Annotated in this window: 19 protein-coding genes; 11 read left to right on the top strand and 8 right to left on the bottom strand. The window is 60.0% G+C overall.

Annotated features, from left to right (window positions below; translation table 11 throughout):
- Positions 1-3: 3 nt before the first annotated feature.
- Positions 4-906: a branched-chain amino acid ABC transporter permease gene (locus GSF67_RS11335; protein ID WP_006314979.1), complete on the bottom strand. Its 903-nt coding sequence runs from the start codon at positions 904-906 to the stop codon at positions 4-6.
- A 348-nt stretch (positions 907-1,254) separates the two neighbouring features.
- On the opposite strand from GSF67_RS11335, the gene cysQ reads away from it, so the two are divergent.
- The 4 genes from cysQ (at position 1,255) to GSF67_RS11355 (ending at position 4,391) form a co-directional block, all read left to right on the top strand.
- On the top strand, positions 1,255-2,043 hold the full coding sequence (gene cysQ / locus GSF67_RS11340; protein WP_035216196.1) for a 3'(2'),5'-bisphosphate nucleotidase CysQ: 789 nt from the start codon (positions 1,255-1,257) through the stop codon (positions 2,041-2,043).
- A 337-nt stretch (positions 2,044-2,380) separates the two neighbouring features.
- On the top strand, positions 2,381-3,421 hold the full coding sequence (locus GSF67_RS11345; RefSeq protein WP_006314976.1) for a DUF2793 domain-containing protein: 1,041 nt from the start codon (positions 2,381-2,383) through the stop codon (positions 3,419-3,421).
- A 191-nt stretch (positions 3,422-3,612) separates the two neighbouring features.
- On the top strand, positions 3,613-3,888 hold the full coding sequence (locus GSF67_RS11350) for a DUF1153 domain-containing protein (protein ID WP_004430042.1): 276 nt from the start codon (positions 3,613-3,615) through the stop codon (positions 3,886-3,888).
- 221 nt (positions 3,889-4,109) lie between these two features.
- On the top strand, positions 4,110-4,391 hold the full coding sequence (locus GSF67_RS11355; protein ID WP_035216209.1) for a GNAT family N-acetyltransferase: 282 nt from the start codon (positions 4,110-4,112) through the stop codon (positions 4,389-4,391).
- Positions 4,392-4,510: 119 nt separating this feature from the next.
- Here GSF67_RS11355 and GSF67_RS11360 read toward each other — a convergent pair whose 3' ends face one another.
- Together GSF67_RS11360 and GSF67_RS11365 are read right to left on the bottom strand one after the other, a co-directional pair.
- On the bottom strand, positions 4,511-4,714 hold the full coding sequence (locus GSF67_RS11360; protein WP_006314974.1) for a DUF1059 domain-containing protein: 204 nt from the start codon (positions 4,712-4,714) through the stop codon (positions 4,511-4,513).
- A 289-nt stretch (positions 4,715-5,003) separates the two neighbouring features.
- A complete protein-coding gene (locus GSF67_RS11365; protein WP_003491821.1) occupies positions 5,004-5,354 on the bottom strand; it encodes a flagellar export protein FliJ in 351 nt (116 codons plus the stop codon).
- Positions 5,355-5,834: 480 nt separating this feature from the next.
- On the opposite strand from GSF67_RS11365, the gene ctrA reads away from it, so the two are divergent.
- Positions 5,835-6,539: a response regulator transcription factor CtrA gene (ctrA, locus tag GSF67_RS11370; RefSeq protein ID WP_006314973.1), complete on the top strand. Its 705-nt coding sequence runs from the start codon at positions 5,835-5,837 to the stop codon at positions 6,537-6,539.
- Positions 6,540-6,670: 131 nt separating this feature from the next.
- Positions 6,671-7,186: a GNAT family N-acetyltransferase gene (locus GSF67_RS11375; protein WP_006314972.1), complete on the top strand. Its 516-nt coding sequence runs from the start codon at positions 6,671-6,673 to the stop codon at positions 7,184-7,186.
- Positions 7,187-7,235: 49 nt separating this feature from the next.
- Here GSF67_RS11375 and GSF67_RS11380 read toward each other — a convergent pair whose 3' ends face one another.
- From GSF67_RS11380 to chpT, 3 genes are all read right to left on the bottom strand, one after another.
- Positions 7,236-8,282, bottom strand: a complete 1,047-nt coding sequence (locus tag GSF67_RS11380) for an alpha/beta fold hydrolase (protein ID WP_006314971.1) — start codon at positions 8,280-8,282, stop codon at positions 7,236-7,238.
- A gap of 112 nt (positions 8,283-8,394) precedes the next feature.
- The gene (locus GSF67_RS11385) at positions 8,395-8,922 is read right to left on the bottom strand and encodes a GNAT family N-acetyltransferase (protein ID WP_006314970.1); all 528 of its coding nucleotides are present in this window, start codon (positions 8,920-8,922) and stop codon (positions 8,395-8,397) included.
- Between the two features lie 83 nt (positions 8,923-9,005).
- Entirely contained in the window at positions 9,006-9,653 is a 648-nt protein-coding gene (chpT, locus tag GSF67_RS11390; RefSeq protein ID WP_006314969.1) for a histidine phosphotransferase ChpT, read from the bottom strand.
- Between the two features lie 250 nt (positions 9,654-9,903).
- Here chpT and GSF67_RS11395 point away from each other — a divergent pair, with 250 nt between their 5' ends.
- Entirely contained in the window at positions 9,904-10,500 is a 597-nt protein-coding gene (locus tag GSF67_RS11395; RefSeq protein WP_006314968.1) for a DUF1134 domain-containing protein, read from the top strand.
- Positions 10,501-10,782: 282 nt separating this feature from the next.
- The gene (locus GSF67_RS11400; protein WP_006314966.1) at positions 10,783-12,018 is read left to right on the top strand and encodes a hypothetical protein; all 1,236 of its coding nucleotides are present in this window, start codon (positions 10,783-10,785) and stop codon (positions 12,016-12,018) included.
- A 240-nt stretch (positions 12,019-12,258) separates the two neighbouring features.
- Here GSF67_RS11400 and GSF67_RS11405 read toward each other — a convergent pair whose 3' ends face one another.
- Positions 12,259-13,113: an RNA methyltransferase gene (locus GSF67_RS11405; protein WP_006314924.1), complete on the bottom strand. Its 855-nt coding sequence runs from the start codon at positions 13,111-13,113 to the stop codon at positions 12,259-12,261.
- On the bottom strand, positions 13,103-13,495 hold the full coding sequence (locus GSF67_RS11410) for a hypothetical protein (protein ID WP_006314925.1): 393 nt from the start codon (positions 13,493-13,495) through the stop codon (positions 13,103-13,105). Before GSF67_RS11410 ends, GSF67_RS11405 begins: the two co-directional genes overlap by 11 nt.
- Before the next feature lie 38 nt (positions 13,496-13,533).
- Here GSF67_RS11410 and GSF67_RS11415 point away from each other — a divergent pair, with 38 nt between their 5' ends.
- From GSF67_RS11415 to rpoH, 3 genes are all read left to right on the top strand, one after another.
- Positions 13,534-14,556, top strand: coding sequence for an RluA family pseudouridine synthase (locus GSF67_RS11415; protein WP_006314926.1), 1,023 nt, complete (start codon positions 13,534-13,536; stop codon positions 14,554-14,556).
- Positions 14,557-14,841: 285 nt separating this feature from the next.
- The gene (locus GSF67_RS11420; RefSeq protein ID WP_006314927.1) at positions 14,842-15,666 is read left to right on the top strand and encodes a class I SAM-dependent methyltransferase; all 825 of its coding nucleotides are present in this window, start codon (positions 14,842-14,844) and stop codon (positions 15,664-15,666) included.
- A gap of 167 nt (positions 15,667-15,833) precedes the next feature.
- Positions 15,834-16,736 carry an RNA polymerase sigma factor RpoH gene (gene rpoH, locus GSF67_RS11425; protein WP_006314928.1) on the top strand — a complete coding sequence of 301 codons (903 nt, stop codon included), beginning with the start codon at positions 15,834-15,836 and terminating at the stop codon, positions 16,734-16,736.
- Positions 16,737-16,977: the final 241 nt, after the last annotated feature.

A 16,977-nucleotide genomic window follows, 5' to 3' on the forward strand; every position in this document is an offset into this window, starting at 1 on the left:
GGATCACACCTTCTCGACTTCCGGACGACCGAGAATACCGGTCGGCTTGAAGATCAGCACGAATGCCAGGATGCCGAATGCCGCAACATCCTTGTAGGCAATGGAGAAATAGGCCGACCACAGCGATTCGATGAGACCGATCAGCAGGCCACCGAGAACGGCGCCCGGAAGCGAGCCGATACCGCCGAGGACGGCCGCGGTGAAGGCCTTGACGCCGGGAACGAAGCCGTCGCTGAACGAGGCAACACCGTAATACATCAGATACATGGTGCCCGCGACCGCAGCCAGCGCCGCACCCATGATGAAGGTAATGGAAATCGTCTTGTCGACATCAACCCCCAGAAGGGCGGCCATCTTGCGGTCCTGCTCGGTGGCGCGCTGCGCCCGGCCGAGCGGGGTCTTGTTGACGATATACCAGAAGGCGAAAAGCAGTACCGAGGTAACGACCATGATGATCAGCTGCTTCAGCGACACGGTGATGGCGCCGAAATGATAGCTTTCCGTCACCATGGAGGGGATCGGCTTGTTGCGCGGGCCCTGGGTGACCTGAATGAAGTTGGACAGCGCGATCGACATGCCGATGGCAGTGATCAGCGGCGCAAGGCGGAAGGAACCTCTGAGCGGGCGGTAGGCGACGCGCTCGATCACCCAGTTCCACAGGCCGGTCATCAGCATGGCGACGATCATCATCAAAAGCAGAAGAAGCGCCACCGGAATGCCGGCGAAAAACGATGTTGCGATCAGAAATACGATCAGCGCGGCAAAGCCGCCAAGCATGAAAATATCGCCATGGGCGAAGTTGATCATGCCGATGATGCCGTAAACCATCGTGTAGCCGATAGCGATGAGGCCATAGATCGATCCAAGAGTCAGCCCGTTGATGAGCTGCTGGATAAAATACTCCATGTCTTTCCCCCGGGTATGGCCTCAAATGGGCCACGCCTCGTTATGTTAATTATAGGGAAGCCTTTAAAAGCCGACCCCACTACCAAAATGCATATCGTGTTCCCTAAAAATGTGAAGTCAAAAACGGGCGATCCTGCACAAAATTTGGAATTTCCACATGGACTGCCGCTTTCCCGGTCAAAAGAGCCATGATTTTGGCAGGAAGTGCTGAAAAAATGGCGGTCGATGCCTATTTTAACATTGTCCAATGCCATTATTTGACGGGCAGCGGGCAAAGGAGTAGCGAAGATCGAAATGGCAAAACCCCGTTACGGGATGCCCCCGTTGCCGGATGGCTGTGGCAAAGAGATGATCGACATATTGACGAAAGCGGCGCTTGACGCCGGACAGGCGATCATGGCGGTTCACCGTGCAGGCCCGCATGTGTCCTACAAGGATGACTGCTCGCCGGTCACGGAAGCCGATCAGCGCGCCGAGACGATTATTCTCGAGGCGCTGGCTGCTCATTTCCCTGAAATTCCCGTGGTTGCCGAAGAGGCCGTGTCGAACGGCATCCTGCCGGAAACCGGGGCGGAGTTCTTTCTGGTCGATCCGCTTGACGGCACCAAGGAATTCATTTCCGGCAAGGACGATTTCACCGTCAATATAGCGCTCATCCGCAATGGCGTGCCGGTGGCCGGCGTTGTCTACGCCCCCTGTCGTGGTCAGGCATGGACGGGCAAGGACAACGCCGCCGAAAAGCTCGCAATATCAGGCGACGGCGCGATCCTGTCGCGCCACCCCATCCGGGCCCGCCGACGCGGCGCTTCGCCTGTGGCGCTGATCAGCCGCTCGCATTGCACGGCAAAGACGGAAGCCTTCGTGGCCGAACACGGGCTGAAAGACTGTATCTCGGTCGGTTCATCACTGAAATTCTGCATGCTGGCGGAGGGTGCCGCCGATATCTACCCCCGCTTCAGCCGCACCATGATGTGGGACACTGCCGCCGGTGACGCCGTGCTGCGTGCCGCAGGCGGCCGGACACTCGATTGCGACGGGCAGCTTCTTGCCTATGAAGTTAGGGGCGACGGCGAGGATGCGCTGGCCAATCCGGATTTTATTGCCGAGGGAGCGATGGCGGTGGAGCAGGCCGGGTAAGACTCGCGTGCAGTGTGCTGTGGTTCTTTGCGACGCGTGTCATTTGTAGAGCTTCAGAGTATGCCGCTTACCCCCCTCTGCCCTGCCGGGCATCTCCCCCTCAAGGGGGGAGATCGGCAAGAGGCGCACCACCACTTCATTCGCAACTGTTGAGATGGGCGAGACTTATCCGCGAGTCGATCTCCCCCCTTGAGGGGGAGATGCCCGGCAGGGCAGAGGGGGGTAAAGCCGCACACACCAAAGCTCCACAAAAATAATTCCTTCCCCCTTCATCCCCACCCCCCGCCACCGCATCACAATGCCCCGCGAACCAACACAACCGCGCGGAAGGCACATCATGACGGAACAGACGGCAAGACTTCGGCTTCCCTACATCCTGCCCTCGCAGGCCCAGAAACACATCACCCACAATGAAGCCCTGCAAAGGCTCGATGCGATCGTGCAGCTCGTCATCAGGGCCACCATCACCGCACCGCCCGAAACTGCAGCGGAAGGAGACTGCTTCCTCCTCTCGGCCGATGCCACGGGCGACTGGGTCGGCAAGGGCGGCAGGCTCGCTTTCCGGCAGGATGGCGCATGGCTTTCGATCATGCCACAGCCCGGCTGGACGGCATGGTTTGTGACCGACGCCAGATACCGGGTGCTGCAGGACGGGAACTGGCGCGACTTGCCGCTGCCCGCCAGCGGCCGGCTGGAAAGGCTGGGTATCGGCACGGATGCCGATGCGAACAACCGCATGGCGCTCGCCTCCCCCGCAAGCCTCTTCACCCATACACAGGATGACGGCAGCCACCGCCTGACGGTCAACAAGGCGGGCAAAGCCGATACCGCCTCGCTGCTGTTCCAGTCGGGCTGGAGCGGCCGGGCGGAAATGGGCCTTGCCGGCAGCGACGGCTTTTCCATCAAGACCAGCCGGGACGGCACGTCCTGGCACACGGCGCTCTTATGCAGCGGCGAGGGCCGGGTCTCGATACCCAACCGCCCGCTTGCCGTCGCCGGCCAGCCGGCGGGCACCACGAAACCCGCCAATGGCTCTGCCGCCGGTTTTTCCGTGCTCGCCATCGCCGAGGGCGGTTTTGCGCTTGGTGATGCGGTGAGCGGCGGCGGGCGGGACCTCGTCATTCCCGCCAAGGGCATTTATCTCGTCATGCTGTCACTGGCTGTCGTCGCCTCCTCCGGCCACCGGGTGACGCTCACCGTCAATGGCGCTGCGGCGAATTTCAGCGTCGCCGGCAATGCCTCGATTGCCGGCACCACGCAGTCGGCAACCGCGCTTCTTTCCCTCGATGCCGGTGACCGCCTGCAGCTGCAACATCAGGGAATGGTGGAATTGACCCAGGGAAGTGGGAAAACGTGCCTGTCGCTTGCGGCATTGTGAGGAAAACAACCGACGAGCGAGAAAAATTGCGATTTTTGGAAAAATTTTTTCCCGGCAAAATAAGGCGACTCGAACAAATCAAGCGAAACCGTTCAAATTCTTAATAAATTGTCACGACCTGCTTAGGCAATTTTTAAAGGTACGGGGCTAAAGTTCCCGTCATATGGTCTTGAGTTTGTATAGAGTGTCCAATGACCGAAATGATACGCCCACGAGTTAAATATGTCATCGGCCCCGATGGCAGCCCTCTGACGATTGCGGATCTTCCGCCTGCCAATACCCGTCGCTGGGTCATTCGCAGAAAGGCAGAGGTGGTTGCCGCGGTACGCGGAGGACTGCTGAGCCTCGAGGAAGCCTGCGAGCGTTATACGCTCACCGTCGAAGAATTCCTGTCCTGGCAGTCCTCGATCTCCGATCATGGTCTCGCCGGCCTGCGCACCACGCGCATCCAGCAATATCGCCACTAAACCAGTGCGCTGGCGCGGCAACGCGCCCAAACCGAACGTCCAAAACGCCCCGTTGTATCGACGGGGCGTTTGGTTTGATTTCGGATTTCCCCTGAAATTTGCCCGACACAGCCGGTGACTGTCACCGGTTTGTGTCCACTGCGTTCGCTATCCCGCTGTTTCAATTCAGGCCCAAGCCGTTACATTGGAAAAAACGAATAGCAATGTGGAAGGCAGAGATCATGGATATCAAGACAACCGAAACCGGATCGCGCGGCGAATATTCGGCAACCATCGACGGCCACAAGGCCGAGATGACCTATTCGCGCACCTCCCCTTCCCTCATCATCATCGACCATACCGGCGTGCCCGATGCACTGCGTGGCAAGGGTGTCGGCCAGGCGCTCGCCGCCCATGCCATCGATGAAGCGCGCAAGGGCGGCTGGAAGATCATTCCGCTCTGCCCCTTCTTCAAGGCCCAGACGCTGCGCCATGCCGACTGGGCGGATGTTATCCAGGGGTAAGCCGCCGGAGTAATACAAGCGTCGCAGCCTCTTTCTTCTCCCCGGCGGGGAGAAGAAACAAGTGGCAGCCGCTCGATCCTTCTACAGTTACCAATACTGCGTATTCTTGACCTACCTCGTCACGCCACCTTCAAGGGCGGCGTTCCCGCATGCATGCTCCGGCGCACTTCCTCACGGAATTCGAGCGTATCCTTCGCGCCGTGCACCGCAACGGCGTGCTGCACGGCTGCCTCCAGAAGCTCTTCCTGAGAATCGGCGGAGATGGCGATCGTGCATTTGCTGTCACTGGGGAATTCACGGCAATCGATAAATTGGCGGGCCATTTTTTCCTCCCTGCATTGCCGCCCGCACCCGCACGGGGCGCGTGCGCGTAAAAGCCTCCGGCTCATGGTCGGAACCCCCTCAAAATACGCCCTTCCCCAACCCCGGACAATCGAAATCGGGGGTCGCCTCCCGGCGGGAGACACCAGCCACGCAGCAAGGCAAAAAGGCCGCCCTTGCGGGGCGGCCTTTTTAGAAAAAATGCATGGGCGTCCTGTCATTGAAAGCCGCCTCCTGATCCACCGGCAGCCGTCAATGACGACGATCGTTCATCTGGTGTCGCGCCAATCTTCAGGCGCGGGCGCGGATCGCTCCATCGCGGTTTTCCAGCGCTGCGGCCTTTTCATATTCGGCCTGCACTTCTTCCAGCGAAGCTTCCGCCGCTTCCTGCTGGGCCTTCAGTTCCCGAATGGAGACCTGAAGATTATCCGCCCGCTGGCGCGCGGCCTTGGCGAAGGTCGGATAGGCGAAATGCGTCGGATCGGTAATGCCCGACTTGCTTTCCTCCAGCGAGATCTGATGCACCAGTTCCTTTGCCATCCGCTCGAATTCGGACATCATCTGCTGCAACTGGTTAAGCTGCCGGCGTTTTTCGTTGACCTGAAATTCCTTCAGGCGAACCAGGCTGTCACGCGACTTCATACGCAATACTCCATGGATAGCGAGACCCGGATCAAAAAGGCACTATGCCCCCTGATCGGCCCGTTTAACCCGCCCGTTCAACCGGCCGGGTTAACCCGTTGTGCCGGAATGATTCCTAAAAGTTACCCGACGTTAATAAAAAACCGCCGTCGTTAACCTTTCGTTTACGGGCATCGTTAATGATAAACACGATCATTTAAGGGTCGGTAAATGCCAGGTCCAAAAAAATGGGCCAGACGATGTAAGAGTCGATTGAATCACTTAGCGGGAAATCCTCACGTTAAGCTTCAATTTTGGCGATGGTGGATTCACGTGCAAAAACAGCGAAATGCCTTGTTTGCTTAATAAATTCGATACACCTTGCCAAAGGCAATTAGAATTTGTTAACCATTTGGTGGCAGCCTGCAAATCAGGCAACGTCTGGATCCGCATCGCGCGAGGCAATGATTTACCGGTTCGCGGGCGGCAAAGGGGATAATTATGCGGGTTCTACTGATTGAAGACGACAGCGCAACAGCGCAGAGCATTGAACTGATGCTCAAGTCGGAAAGCTTTAACGTCTACACGACCGACCTCGGTGAGGAAGGCGTGGACCTGGGCAAGCTCTACGACTATGACATTATTCTTCTCGACCTCAACCTGCCCGACATGTCGGGTTACGAGGTGCTGAGAACGCTTCGCCTCTCCAAGGTCAAGACGCCGATCCTCATCCTGTCCGGCATGGCCGGCATCGAGGACAAGGTGCGCGGCCTCGGCTTCGGCGCAGACGATTACATGACGAAGCCGTTCCACAAGGATGAGCTTGTTGCCCGTATTCACGCCATCGTCCGCCGTTCCAAGGGCCATGCGCAGTCGGTCATCTCCACCGGTGAGCTGATCGTCAATCTCGATGCCAAGACGGTTGAAGTGGGCGGCCAGCGCGTTCACCTGACCGGCAAGGAATATCAGATGCTCGAGCTGCTTTCGCTGCGCAAGGGCACGACGCTGACCAAGGAAATGTTCCTGAACCACCTTTATGGCGGCATGGACGAGCCGGAACTGAAGATCATCGACGTCTTCATCTGCAAGCTGCGCAAGAAGCTGGCAAATGCCGCCGGCGGCGCAAACTACATCGAAACCGTCTGGGGCCGCGGCTATGTTCTGCGCGAGCCGGATGGCGCTGCGGAATTCCTCGAAACCGCCTGATCCAATAGGGTACAGGACAGTTTTTAAAAGACCCGCTGGCGACAGCGGGTTTTTTGTTGCTCTTTCCTATACGTGTCACAGGAATGAGCAAGAGAAAGACCTAGCCACGCATCGCCAAAGGACGCCGGTCTATGAACCACGCAATCCCAACCCTCCGGACCGAACGCCTGACATTGCGCCCACTCGCCATGGCGGACTTCCCCGCCTATCGGGATTTCATGGCGTCACCGCGCTCTACCGGCGTCGGCGGCCCCTATGACCTGCCGTCGACATGGGGTGTATTCTGCCACGATTTGGCCAACTGGCACTTCTTCGGCCATGGCGCCTTGATGATCGACCTTGGCGAGACGGGTGAATGTATCGGCCAGATCGGCATCAATCACGGCCCGCTCTTTCCCGAAAAGGAACTCGGCTGGCTGCTTTACGAGGGTCACGAAGGCCGGGGTTATGCAGCAGAAGCCGCAGTTGCACTGCGCGACTGGGCTTTCGAGACCCTGAACCTGCCGACACTGGTCAGCTACGTCTCGCCGCAGAATCGAAAATCGGCGGCCGTCGCCGAACGAATCGGCGGCACTCTCGATCCCTTGGCGCCACGCTCCGACCCCGAGGACCTCGTTTATCGTTATCATCAGGTCAAGACCGCCTGAAAGTCGTAAGGTTTCGGGGCCGCCACAGCCCCGAAGCGCTTCAAAAATCTTAACGCATTTCCGCTTTCAGGAAGCCGAGGATTGCATCGGCGATCTCTGCATGAAGGGCAGCACGGTCCCTGCCGCCGCCATCGCGGCAGACGAACCCCTCGCCCGGCGAAAGCTCCTCCACGATTTTTTCGCCGTTCGGCTTGCAGATCTGCATGAAGCTGAAATGGCTGGCATCCGGTATTTCCCGGTAAACGCCTGTCGCCTTGGGCAGATACCCGGCAATATATTTCGAATCTGCCTTGATGGCGGCGATCTCCGGGGTCTCCACGCCTGCGGCCAGAACCAGAACCGGCACCTTCACCTGCTCCAGCGTCTCCGGCAGAAAACCGGCAGCCGGGCCGAGATCCAGCGCAATCACGGCGCGGATGCGGGCATCGCGCCAATCCATCGAAAGACGCGGATCGGCCTTACCGCCACCGACAATGCCGACCTTGCCCAGCAATCGCGGCGCCTTGCATTGCGGCGGCAGCTTCTCCGTGTTGCAATCCTTCAGGGCAAGATCGGCACTGTATCGGGCGCCTGCCAGCTCCATCGCGGTCCAGCCGCCGAGAGAATGGCCGATCACGGCGATTCGCTGGCTATCGATCCTGCCCGCAAGATCATCACGATCAAGCAATGCCGTCAGCGTTCGGCTGATGTCGCGCGGTCGCTCCCATAACGGAACGATCTCGGTCGCATTGGCCTCGGTAAATGATTCGCCGTTATGGTCGGGTGCAGCCACCACATAGCCCTGCTGCACAAGCACGCCGGCAATCCAGTTGAGATTACGCCAGCTTCCGCCGAAACCGTGCGATATCAGGACAACAGGGCGAGACCCCGCGAGGAATGGCGCACCGGGCTGCACTTCAAGGCCATAAATGGCCGCGTTTTCTCCCACGGTCTCGGTCTTGCCCGAGGACGCGGCCGGATACCACAGGGATATGGTGAGCGCATGCCCGCCGGCATCAACAGGCAATTCCGTCTGTTTGAAACCGATGGCGCCGTCCGCCATCGCGGCACGAAGGGTGGAAAGGACGACGATTGCCGTCAGAAGAAAGAGACGCATGAGAGGCTCCAGGAGTTGACATGGCCAACCCTTGCCTCAAACCGCCATCTGCCGAGACCTTGAACAGGTTTCAGCACGTTCTGAAACCTGTTCAAGGTCTCACCCTGCCGCCCTATTTCCCACTCACCCGCTCGAAAAGCCGGACGGGATTGTTGCGGAACATCATCTCGCGAAACGGATGAAAGCCGAATCGGGTCGCGATCGCCAGCGACGGCGTGTTCAGCGCATCGATCATGCAGACGGCGCGCTGCGACGTTCCGCTCTCGTCGAACCAGCGCGTCGCGGCCTCAACCGCTTCGGTTGCGACACCCCTGCCCGTCAGTTGTCCGTCGATCTTCCACATTGCCTCGGGCACCCCGTCGAAATCCGCACCGTTGCCGCGGCGCATATGGGCAAAGCCCACCTCGCCGACGATGCGCCCCGTGGCGAGCTCTTCCACCACGAAGGGACCGAAACCGAAGACGGACCAATGGCCGATGAAACGCAACAGGCGCGCGAAGGCTAGTTCCGGGTCCAGCGGCGCAATCGACGTGACCCCTTCGATCGGCCGGACAGCCGCCGCCCAGAAGGCGCAATAAAGCGCTTCGTCCGAAATGGCATGCGGCCGCAGGACAAGGCGGGCGGTTGCCAGACGCGTCATGAACATGCTCCCAAAACAAAGAAGACCGGCGCGTCGGTGGACGCGATCCGGCCTCTCACAAATTCACATCGGCAGCTTCATCGTCACTCGGCAACCGTCTTTGCGGTAAAGACGATGCGGTCGTCATGCACCTTGTATTCCACGGTCATATTGGCCTCTTCAGCCAGAAGCAGCGTGTAATAGGGCTGGACGGAGTGGGCGTCGACCGCCTCTTCCAGCCGGCCTTCGTAAATTTCCACGAATTTGGCCGGAACGCGCATCATCCGGCCCTTGACGGCGATTTCGAACCTGGCGTCGCCCTCAGGGTTTTCGAGGAGCACATCCACATTGCCGCCGCGCGGGATGGCGCCATAAGCGACGAGGAAAAGGTTGAGCAGAAGTTTGACACGGTTTTTCGGAACGATGGCGCGCGGACCGCTCCAGCTCACTTCCGCTTTCTTTTCGGCGGCGGCGAAATCCTGGGCGGCCTTTTCGGCCTCGCCGGTGTCGATCGAAGCACCGGCCGAGCCGGAAGCGCCGAAGGCAAGGCGGGCGAACTTAAGCCGCACGGATGCGTTAAGCGCTGACGTGCGGATGAGATCAAGCGCGTCGTCATCCGTGCCGCCCTCGTCCAGAAGTTCGAGGCCGTTATTGATGGCGCCGACAGGAGAAATCACATCATGGCACACACGGCTGCACAGAAGAGCCGCCAGATCGGGACCGGACAGCGTGATATTGAGTTTGCTCGTCATAAAATTCTCTCCTGCGCAAGGGAGGCGCGGACGGTGTGGAAATTGTTAAGCCATAATGACACCATATTTGGTAAACCGATTGTTAATAGGATGGTTTCAAAATGCCAAATGCCTTAACAGGCCACACTGGAGCCCCGTGTATCTGTCAGGATGCACGAAACATGCTGTAGAACTTTGACTCTACGCATCGGCCCCGCGAAAATCGATTCGGTTTTTCGGGCTGCTGCGTTAACGAAACAGACGGACGGACATGACGATGCGCCTTACGAAAACCCGCACCATTGCACGCCTCGGACTGGGAAAGATTGTCGCGCTCCTTGCGAGCCTGTTGATGTGGGTCACCCCGGCCTTTGCCCAGACCAGCGATCAATATTCTATCCAGGAAGTCGTGGATGCAGGCCACGGATTCTTCGGTGAAACCACCGGCGGCCTCGCCAAGGTGGTGGAGCGCGCCTTCCAGCAATACGGTCTTCCGAACGGTTACATTCTCGGCCAGGAGGGCTCCGGCGCCTTCGTTGCCGGCCTCACCTATGGTGAAGGCACGCTTTACACCAAGAATGCCGGCCAGCACCCCGTCTTCTGGCAGGGCCCGTCGCTCGGCCTCGATTATGGCGGCCAGGGCACCCGCGCCATGATGCTGGTCTACAACCTGCCCTCGGTCGACGCGCTTTATCGTCGTTACGGCGGCGTCAGCGGCTCCGCCTTCATCGTCGCCGGCGTCGGCATGACCTATCTGAAAAGCAGCGATGTGACGCTCGCCCCCATCCGCACCGGCATCGGCGCCCGCCTCGGCATCAATGTCGGTTATCTGAAACTTACCCAGCAGCCAACCTGGAACCCCTTCTGATAAGACAAGACGGTCGCGGCTTGTTCTTCTCTCCATGGGGGCGAAGGTAGCCCGAAGGGTCGGATGAGGGGGGCAAGGTTGCCGAATATCTCTACCCTCGCCCCCCCCTTCATCCCGTTGTCGCGGACTTTTCCCCGACGGGGAGAAGAAACACGCGGCGCCCTCACCGCTCTTTGTAATTGCCGGGTGAAACCCCTCCCCACGGTTGCAATAATAGCGTAACGTGCTTTCGCGCCCCTCTTTCCGAATGCGCGCGTATCTGAGTTTCGGAGACTGTCCCGCGTGATCGAATATGCCATTCTCTTCGGATTGGGTTTTCTCACCGCAACCCTGCTGGCCCTGTTGATCGCACCCGCGATCCACCGCCGCATCGTCGCCTATACGGAAAACCGCATCCGCGCGACGATGCCCATCAGCCCACAGGAAGTGCGTGCCCAGAAGGACATGGCGCGCGCGCTTTACGCCGCCGAAAACGCCAAGGTCCGCCAGGAACTGGATACCGAGCGGGAAAAAAACACCTCGCTGCGCCTCGCCAACGAGGCAGCGTCCAGCGACGCCTATCGCCTCGGCGAACAGAACCGCAGCTTCTCCCTGAAGATCGAGGAACTGACGCTGGAGATCGGCGAATTGCGCGCCGCCCTCGATGCCAGCGAAGAACGCGCCGACACGATTGCGGCCAATCTCCTACAGCAGGAACAGGCCGCCAACGAGCGCGCCGCCCAGATGTCCGACCTCACCGCCCGCCTCACCAATCTGACGCGTGAGCTGGATGATTCGAAAATTACCGCCGCCACCCGCGATCTGGAGGCCGAGCAGGCGAAACAGACTGCCTCCCGTTTCCGCAAGGAAGGCGAGACCGCGACCCGCGAATTGCAGGATGTCGCCGCCCGCAACAAGGAAGCCATGACGGCGGTTGCGCGCGAAAGCCGCAAGGTCACACGGCTGGAGGAACAGCTCGCCACGCTGATGGCGAAAAATGCCGATCTCGACACGATGCTGACCCTGCGCAACCAGGACGTCGCCCGCCTGAAGGAGCAGCTTGCCGCAACCGGCGGCCGCAGCAACGACATGATCATTCGCCTGCCGAACCCTGCCGTGCCGGTGGAAAAAGCGGTTAATCCGCCGCAACCGGCAGCGCCCGCCCCAGCCGCCGCGCTTGATACAGCACCGGTTGTCGAAGACGAGGTCACAGAGGCGATGGCCGCCGAAGACACCGTAGTCTCCCCCGTGGTTGAGCGAGCGGCACCGGCGAAGGAAGGTCTGGAACAGGAAATCGAAGATATCCGCAATCAGGGTACGGCGCTTACCGAACGCCTGCTGAATGTGCGCGGCACAAGCAATGACGAACCCATCCGCCGCGAAATCGCAAGGATCGCCGCCGAGATGATCGCGCTGACAGCAGCACGGGAGGGTGAGACGTCGCCTATTCCGGGGTTGCTGGCCAAGGCGTCGGTTTCGTCAGAGCGGGAGAGCCTTGCGACGCGGGCTAAGGTGGTGATGGAGAAGCGGAAACGCTAATTCGGTGGGTGGGGGATAGTCCGCCTCAGTGGGTGCGGCTTTACCCCCCTCTGCCCTGCCGGGCATCTCCCCCTCAAGGGGGGAGATCGGCAAGAGGCGCTACCACCACTTCATTCTCAGATGTCGAGATAGGCGAGACCTAACGACGAGTCGATCTCTCCCCTTGAGGGGGAGATGCCCGGCAGGGCAGAGGGGGGTAAGCGGCATACGCCAAGGAGGCCCTCGCGCACAGGCGTCAACTCACACCCGCCCCATCACCCCCGCCATCTGATAAAGCGCCAGCCCCGAAGCCGTCCCCGCATTCAAACTATCAAGCTGCGGCGACTGCGCAATCCGCGCCGTCTGAAAACGCGACAGCACCGATTGCGGCAACCCCTCGCCTTCCGTGCCAATCACCAGCGCCATCCGCTCGGAGCGGGGAATGTCGCGGATTTCCGTCTTGCCATCTGGCGACAGGCCCCAGATCGCAAATCCCTCCTCGGAAAGCCGCTCCAGCATCTCCACCGCTCCACCGCCGCGATGATAGGGCACCGACAGCACCGAGCCGACGGAAACCCTGAGCGCCTTGCGATAGAGCGGATCGCAGCACGTCTCGTCCAGCAGCACCGCATCGGCATAAAACGCCGCCGCATTGCGGAACATCGCACCGAGATTATCGTGGTTGGAAATGCCGCAGCCCACCAGCACCAGCGAAGACGCGGGAAGTGCCGCGGTCATCTGCTCCAGCCCGTCATCGCGCACCCGTCGCCCGAGCGCCAGAATGCCGCGATGCAGGTGGAAACCGACGATACCATCCAGCACCGGCGCTTCGGCCACATAAACGGGAACGTCATCAGGAAAATCGGCAAGAATATCCGCCACGCCGGAAAGCCGGTTGCGCAGAATGAGAATGCTTTCCGCCGCAAAGGCCCCACCGGCTTTATGGGCGGCGGCCAGCATGCGCAGCACCACCGTGCCTTCGGCAATGAAGCGCCCCTGCCGACCGGTGAGATCACGCTCACGAATATCGCGAAAGGCGGCGATGCGCGGATCGGCCGGGTCGTCGATCGGGATCAGCGCCCGCCCGTCCAGCAGGTTATTGGCCTCACTGGCCATCAACAGTCACATCGGCAAGGAACCGGCCGGCTGCGACGTTGAAGACCAGCGCCTTGCGGGTGCCATTGGCAAGCCGGCCGTAAAACAGCATATCGCCGCCGGAATAGCTGACATTGTCGATCGTAAAGCCCTGCGGCAGGCTGGCGGTGACGGCAACGGGTCCGTTGCCGGTCGGAACCGAAAGGTTCGGCGCTTCGCTCTGCGCCTGAACCGTTTTCGCCGGCCCCATCGCCTTGTAGACAACCGCGCCGAAGACGGCCATAAGGCTGATAAACATCACGGAGCCCGACACGATCTGCAAACGGATCATCTTGCGGCGAACTTTTTCCATGGCCGGATCAAGCGGCTTGTCTTCCTGTTCGTCTGGCTCGATCTGCGTCATCGGGTTCCCTGAAATGCTGATGGATCGGAAAAATAAGAATGAACGACCCCTTTAAACAAGGCGGAGACGCAAGGAAAGTCCTGATTGCCGGGGAAGACGCCGAAGGCCGCATCGATGTGTGGTTGGTGGGCGAAGTCGGCAGCGATCTGTCGCGCAGCCGCCTGAAGGCGCTGATCGAGCAGGGTGCGGTTCTCCTTAACGGCCAGCCCGTGACCGAACCAAAAAAGAAGGTGCATCCGGGCGATCGCATCGAGATCGTCATGCCGGAGCCGGAAGACCCCGTGCCGCAGGGCGAGGATATTCCGCTCGACGTGGAATATGAGGATGAAGACCTGATCGTGCTCGTCAAGCCAGCCGGTCTCGTCGTGCATCCGGGCGCCGGCAACTGGACGGGAACGCTGGTCAACGCGCTCATCTACCATTGCGGCGACAGCCTGTCCGGCATTGGCGGCGTCAAGCGGCCGGGCATCGTGCACCGGCTGGACAAGGAAACCTCGGGCGTCATGGTGGTGGCGAAGAACGACAATGCCCACCGTCACCTCGCCGCGCAATTTGCCGACCATGGCCGCACCGGCCCGCTGGAACGCGCCTACAAGGCCGTCGTCTGGGGCCGCCCGCGCACGCTTCGCGGCACCGTTGACGCAGCGCTCGGGCGCGGCACTGACCGCACCAAGCGCGCTGTCAAGAATGAGGATTCGTTCGATGCCCGCGAGGCGATCACCCATTATGAGGTGATGGAACGTTTCCACGAAAAGCCGGACGCCTCCTGCCTCGCTTCCATGGTGGAATGCCGTCTGGAGACGGGACGCACGCACCAGATCCGTGTGCACATGGCCCATATCGGCCATCCGCTGATCGGCGATCCCGAATATGGCGCAGCCTTCCGTACCAAGGCGAACCTGCTGGACGAACCGGCAAGAAGCACCGTCAACCGCTTTCCGAGGCAAGCGCTGCATGCCTATCTTCTGGCCTTCGAACACCCCCGCACCGGCGAGGTGATGGAGTTCGAGACAGATATGCCTGAAGACATGGAGGAGCTGCTGACTGCCCTGCGTAGCTGAAAACTTGGCTGGCGTAGCGAAAAAACTGCGCCATACATTTCGCCGGAAGCCACGGATAATAAAAAAAGATTAGCGGAAAGCGATATTCCGCAGTCGGTCCTTTTTGTAGACCGCCCCAATTTCGCTTCAATCGTCGCACCTCCTCGGCCCCGGAAAGCTTGCAATCGTCCGCGTAACGACCGTGGCCGCAGGCCGAGCTTGCCGAATAATTGACGCAGCAGGAAACGCCGTCCGTTCAATGCCTCAGCCTGAACGGACCCCGCATGATGACGGGATTTATCGCATATGAATATCGAAGACCGCCGGTTTATATTTCAGGAGCTGCGCAGCGTCGAAGGTTATATCGACCCGCCCGATGCGCTTGTGTTCAAGGCGCTGCTGCAGGCGCAGACAAGAGATGGCCTCGGCGGCGGCATGGCGGAAATCGGCGTTTATTATGGCCGTTCCTATTTCCTGCTGCGCAAATTCGCACAGCCGCAGGAAAAGGTGCTGGGTGTCGATCTTTTCGATCTTGATCCGCCCGAGGATGGCAGCCTCGACCAATATGAGCGCCTGATGGAAAACGGCCGCCGGCTGGGGTTTCCGATGGATGTGGACCTCATCATCAAGGGCGACAGCACACGGCTGGCTCCCGCCGAGATCACCTCACGTATCGGCCCGGCGCGCTTCTTCAGCATCGATGGCGGCCACCATCTGCATCATGTGCTGGCGGATGCGAAGCTGGCGATGGAGGTGATCGCGCCGCACGGCGTCATCGTCTTCGACGATACCTTCAATCCCGCCTGGCCGGAGGTGACGGTGGGTGTGGCCGATTTTCTGCGCACCCACGGCCACAGCCTCGTCTGTTTCGGCATGACGAAATACAAGACCTATGTCTGCCGCCGTGAATTTTACGCCACCTATGCAGCCGCGATCACCGCCGATCCCGACCTGCAGGCGCTCGGCCATGTCGAGACGCAGTTCCTCGGCTCCAAGGTGGTTCGTCTGCACAATCCCATGCGCCGGCGGGTGATGTATGAGCTGATGGTGCGCTCCGGTCTCGGTGGATTTTCGGAACGAATCTACCGTTCGAAAGTTAAACAGGTCAGAGACAGTGTCGCCGGAACATAACGCATGTGTGAACGCAGCGTTCGCTTGAAACGCGGCGGGCGCGTACATATCTGTCACATGGGTTCGTGCGGGGTCGGTAACGACCCGCAGCTTACGGTGCGCCTCGGGCGGGTGATTTTCCACGCCAAAGAGGGTACCGTTCCAGACCATAGATAAGGGGGTGCTTTATGGCCCGCAATAGTTTGCCTACGATCACAGCCGGCGAAGCCGGTCTCAATAGATATCTCGACGAAATTCGCAAGTTCCCGATGCTGGAGCCGCAGGAAGAGTACATGCTTGGCAAGCGTTACGCCGAGCATGGCGACCGCGACGCCGCGCACAAGCTCGTCACAAGCCACCTGCGTCTCGTCGCCAAGATTGCCATGGGTTACCGCGGTTACGGCCTGCCGATCGGCGAAGTCGTTTCCGAAGGCAATGTCGGCCTGATGCAGGCGGTGAAGAAGTTCGATCCGGAACGCGGTTTCCGTCTGGCCACCTATGCCATGTGGTGGATCAAGGCTTCGATCCAGGAATATATCCTGCGCTCGTGGTCGCTAGTGAAGATGGGCACAACGGCCAACCAGAAACGCCTGTTCTTCAACCTGCGCAGGCTGAAAGGCCGTATCCAGGCGATTGACGACGGCGATTTGAAGCCGGAACACGTCAAGGAAATCGCCACCAAGCTGCAGGTGTCGGAAGAAGAAGTCATCTCGATGAACCGCCGCTTGCATGGCGACGCCTCGCTGAATGCGCCGATCAAGGCATCCGAAGGCGAGTCCGGCCAATGGCAGGACTGGCTGGTGGATGACCATGAGAGCCAGGAAGCCGTGCTGATCGAGCAGGACGAGCTGGAAACCCGCCGCCGCATGCTGGCCAAGGCCATGGGCGTGCTGAATGAGCGCGAACGCCGCATCTTCGAGGCCCGCCGCCTCGCCGAAGATCCGGTGACGCTGGAAGAACTCTCATCCGAGTTCGACATCAGCCGCGAACGCGTGCGCCAGATCGAGGTTCGCGCCTTCGAGAAGGTTCAGGAAGCGGTGCAGAAGGAAGCGCTCGAAGCCGCCCGCGCATTGCGCGTGGTGGACGCGTAAAGGCAGCGCGCTCTTAACGCCAATGCGCTGACCATGAATCATCCTCGGCCTTCGGCCGGGGATTTTTGTTTGTAAAAGGCGGGTGATGGGAAATGGTCTGCCTGTGAGACCCGCGATTGTGCTGGAGGAAAAGCGGTAGGAAAAATATCCGTGCTTCGGAGTATGCCGCTTAACCCCCCTCTGCCCTGCCGGGCATCTCCCCCACAAGGAGGGAGATTGGCAAGAGGCGCCCGGGTTGCGC

Origin of the sequence: Agrobacterium sp. CGMCC 11546, from assembly GCF_013365515.1 — a bacterium.
GTDB classification, from domain to species: Bacteria; Pseudomonadota; Alphaproteobacteria; order Rhizobiales; family Rhizobiaceae; genus Agrobacterium; species Agrobacterium fabrum.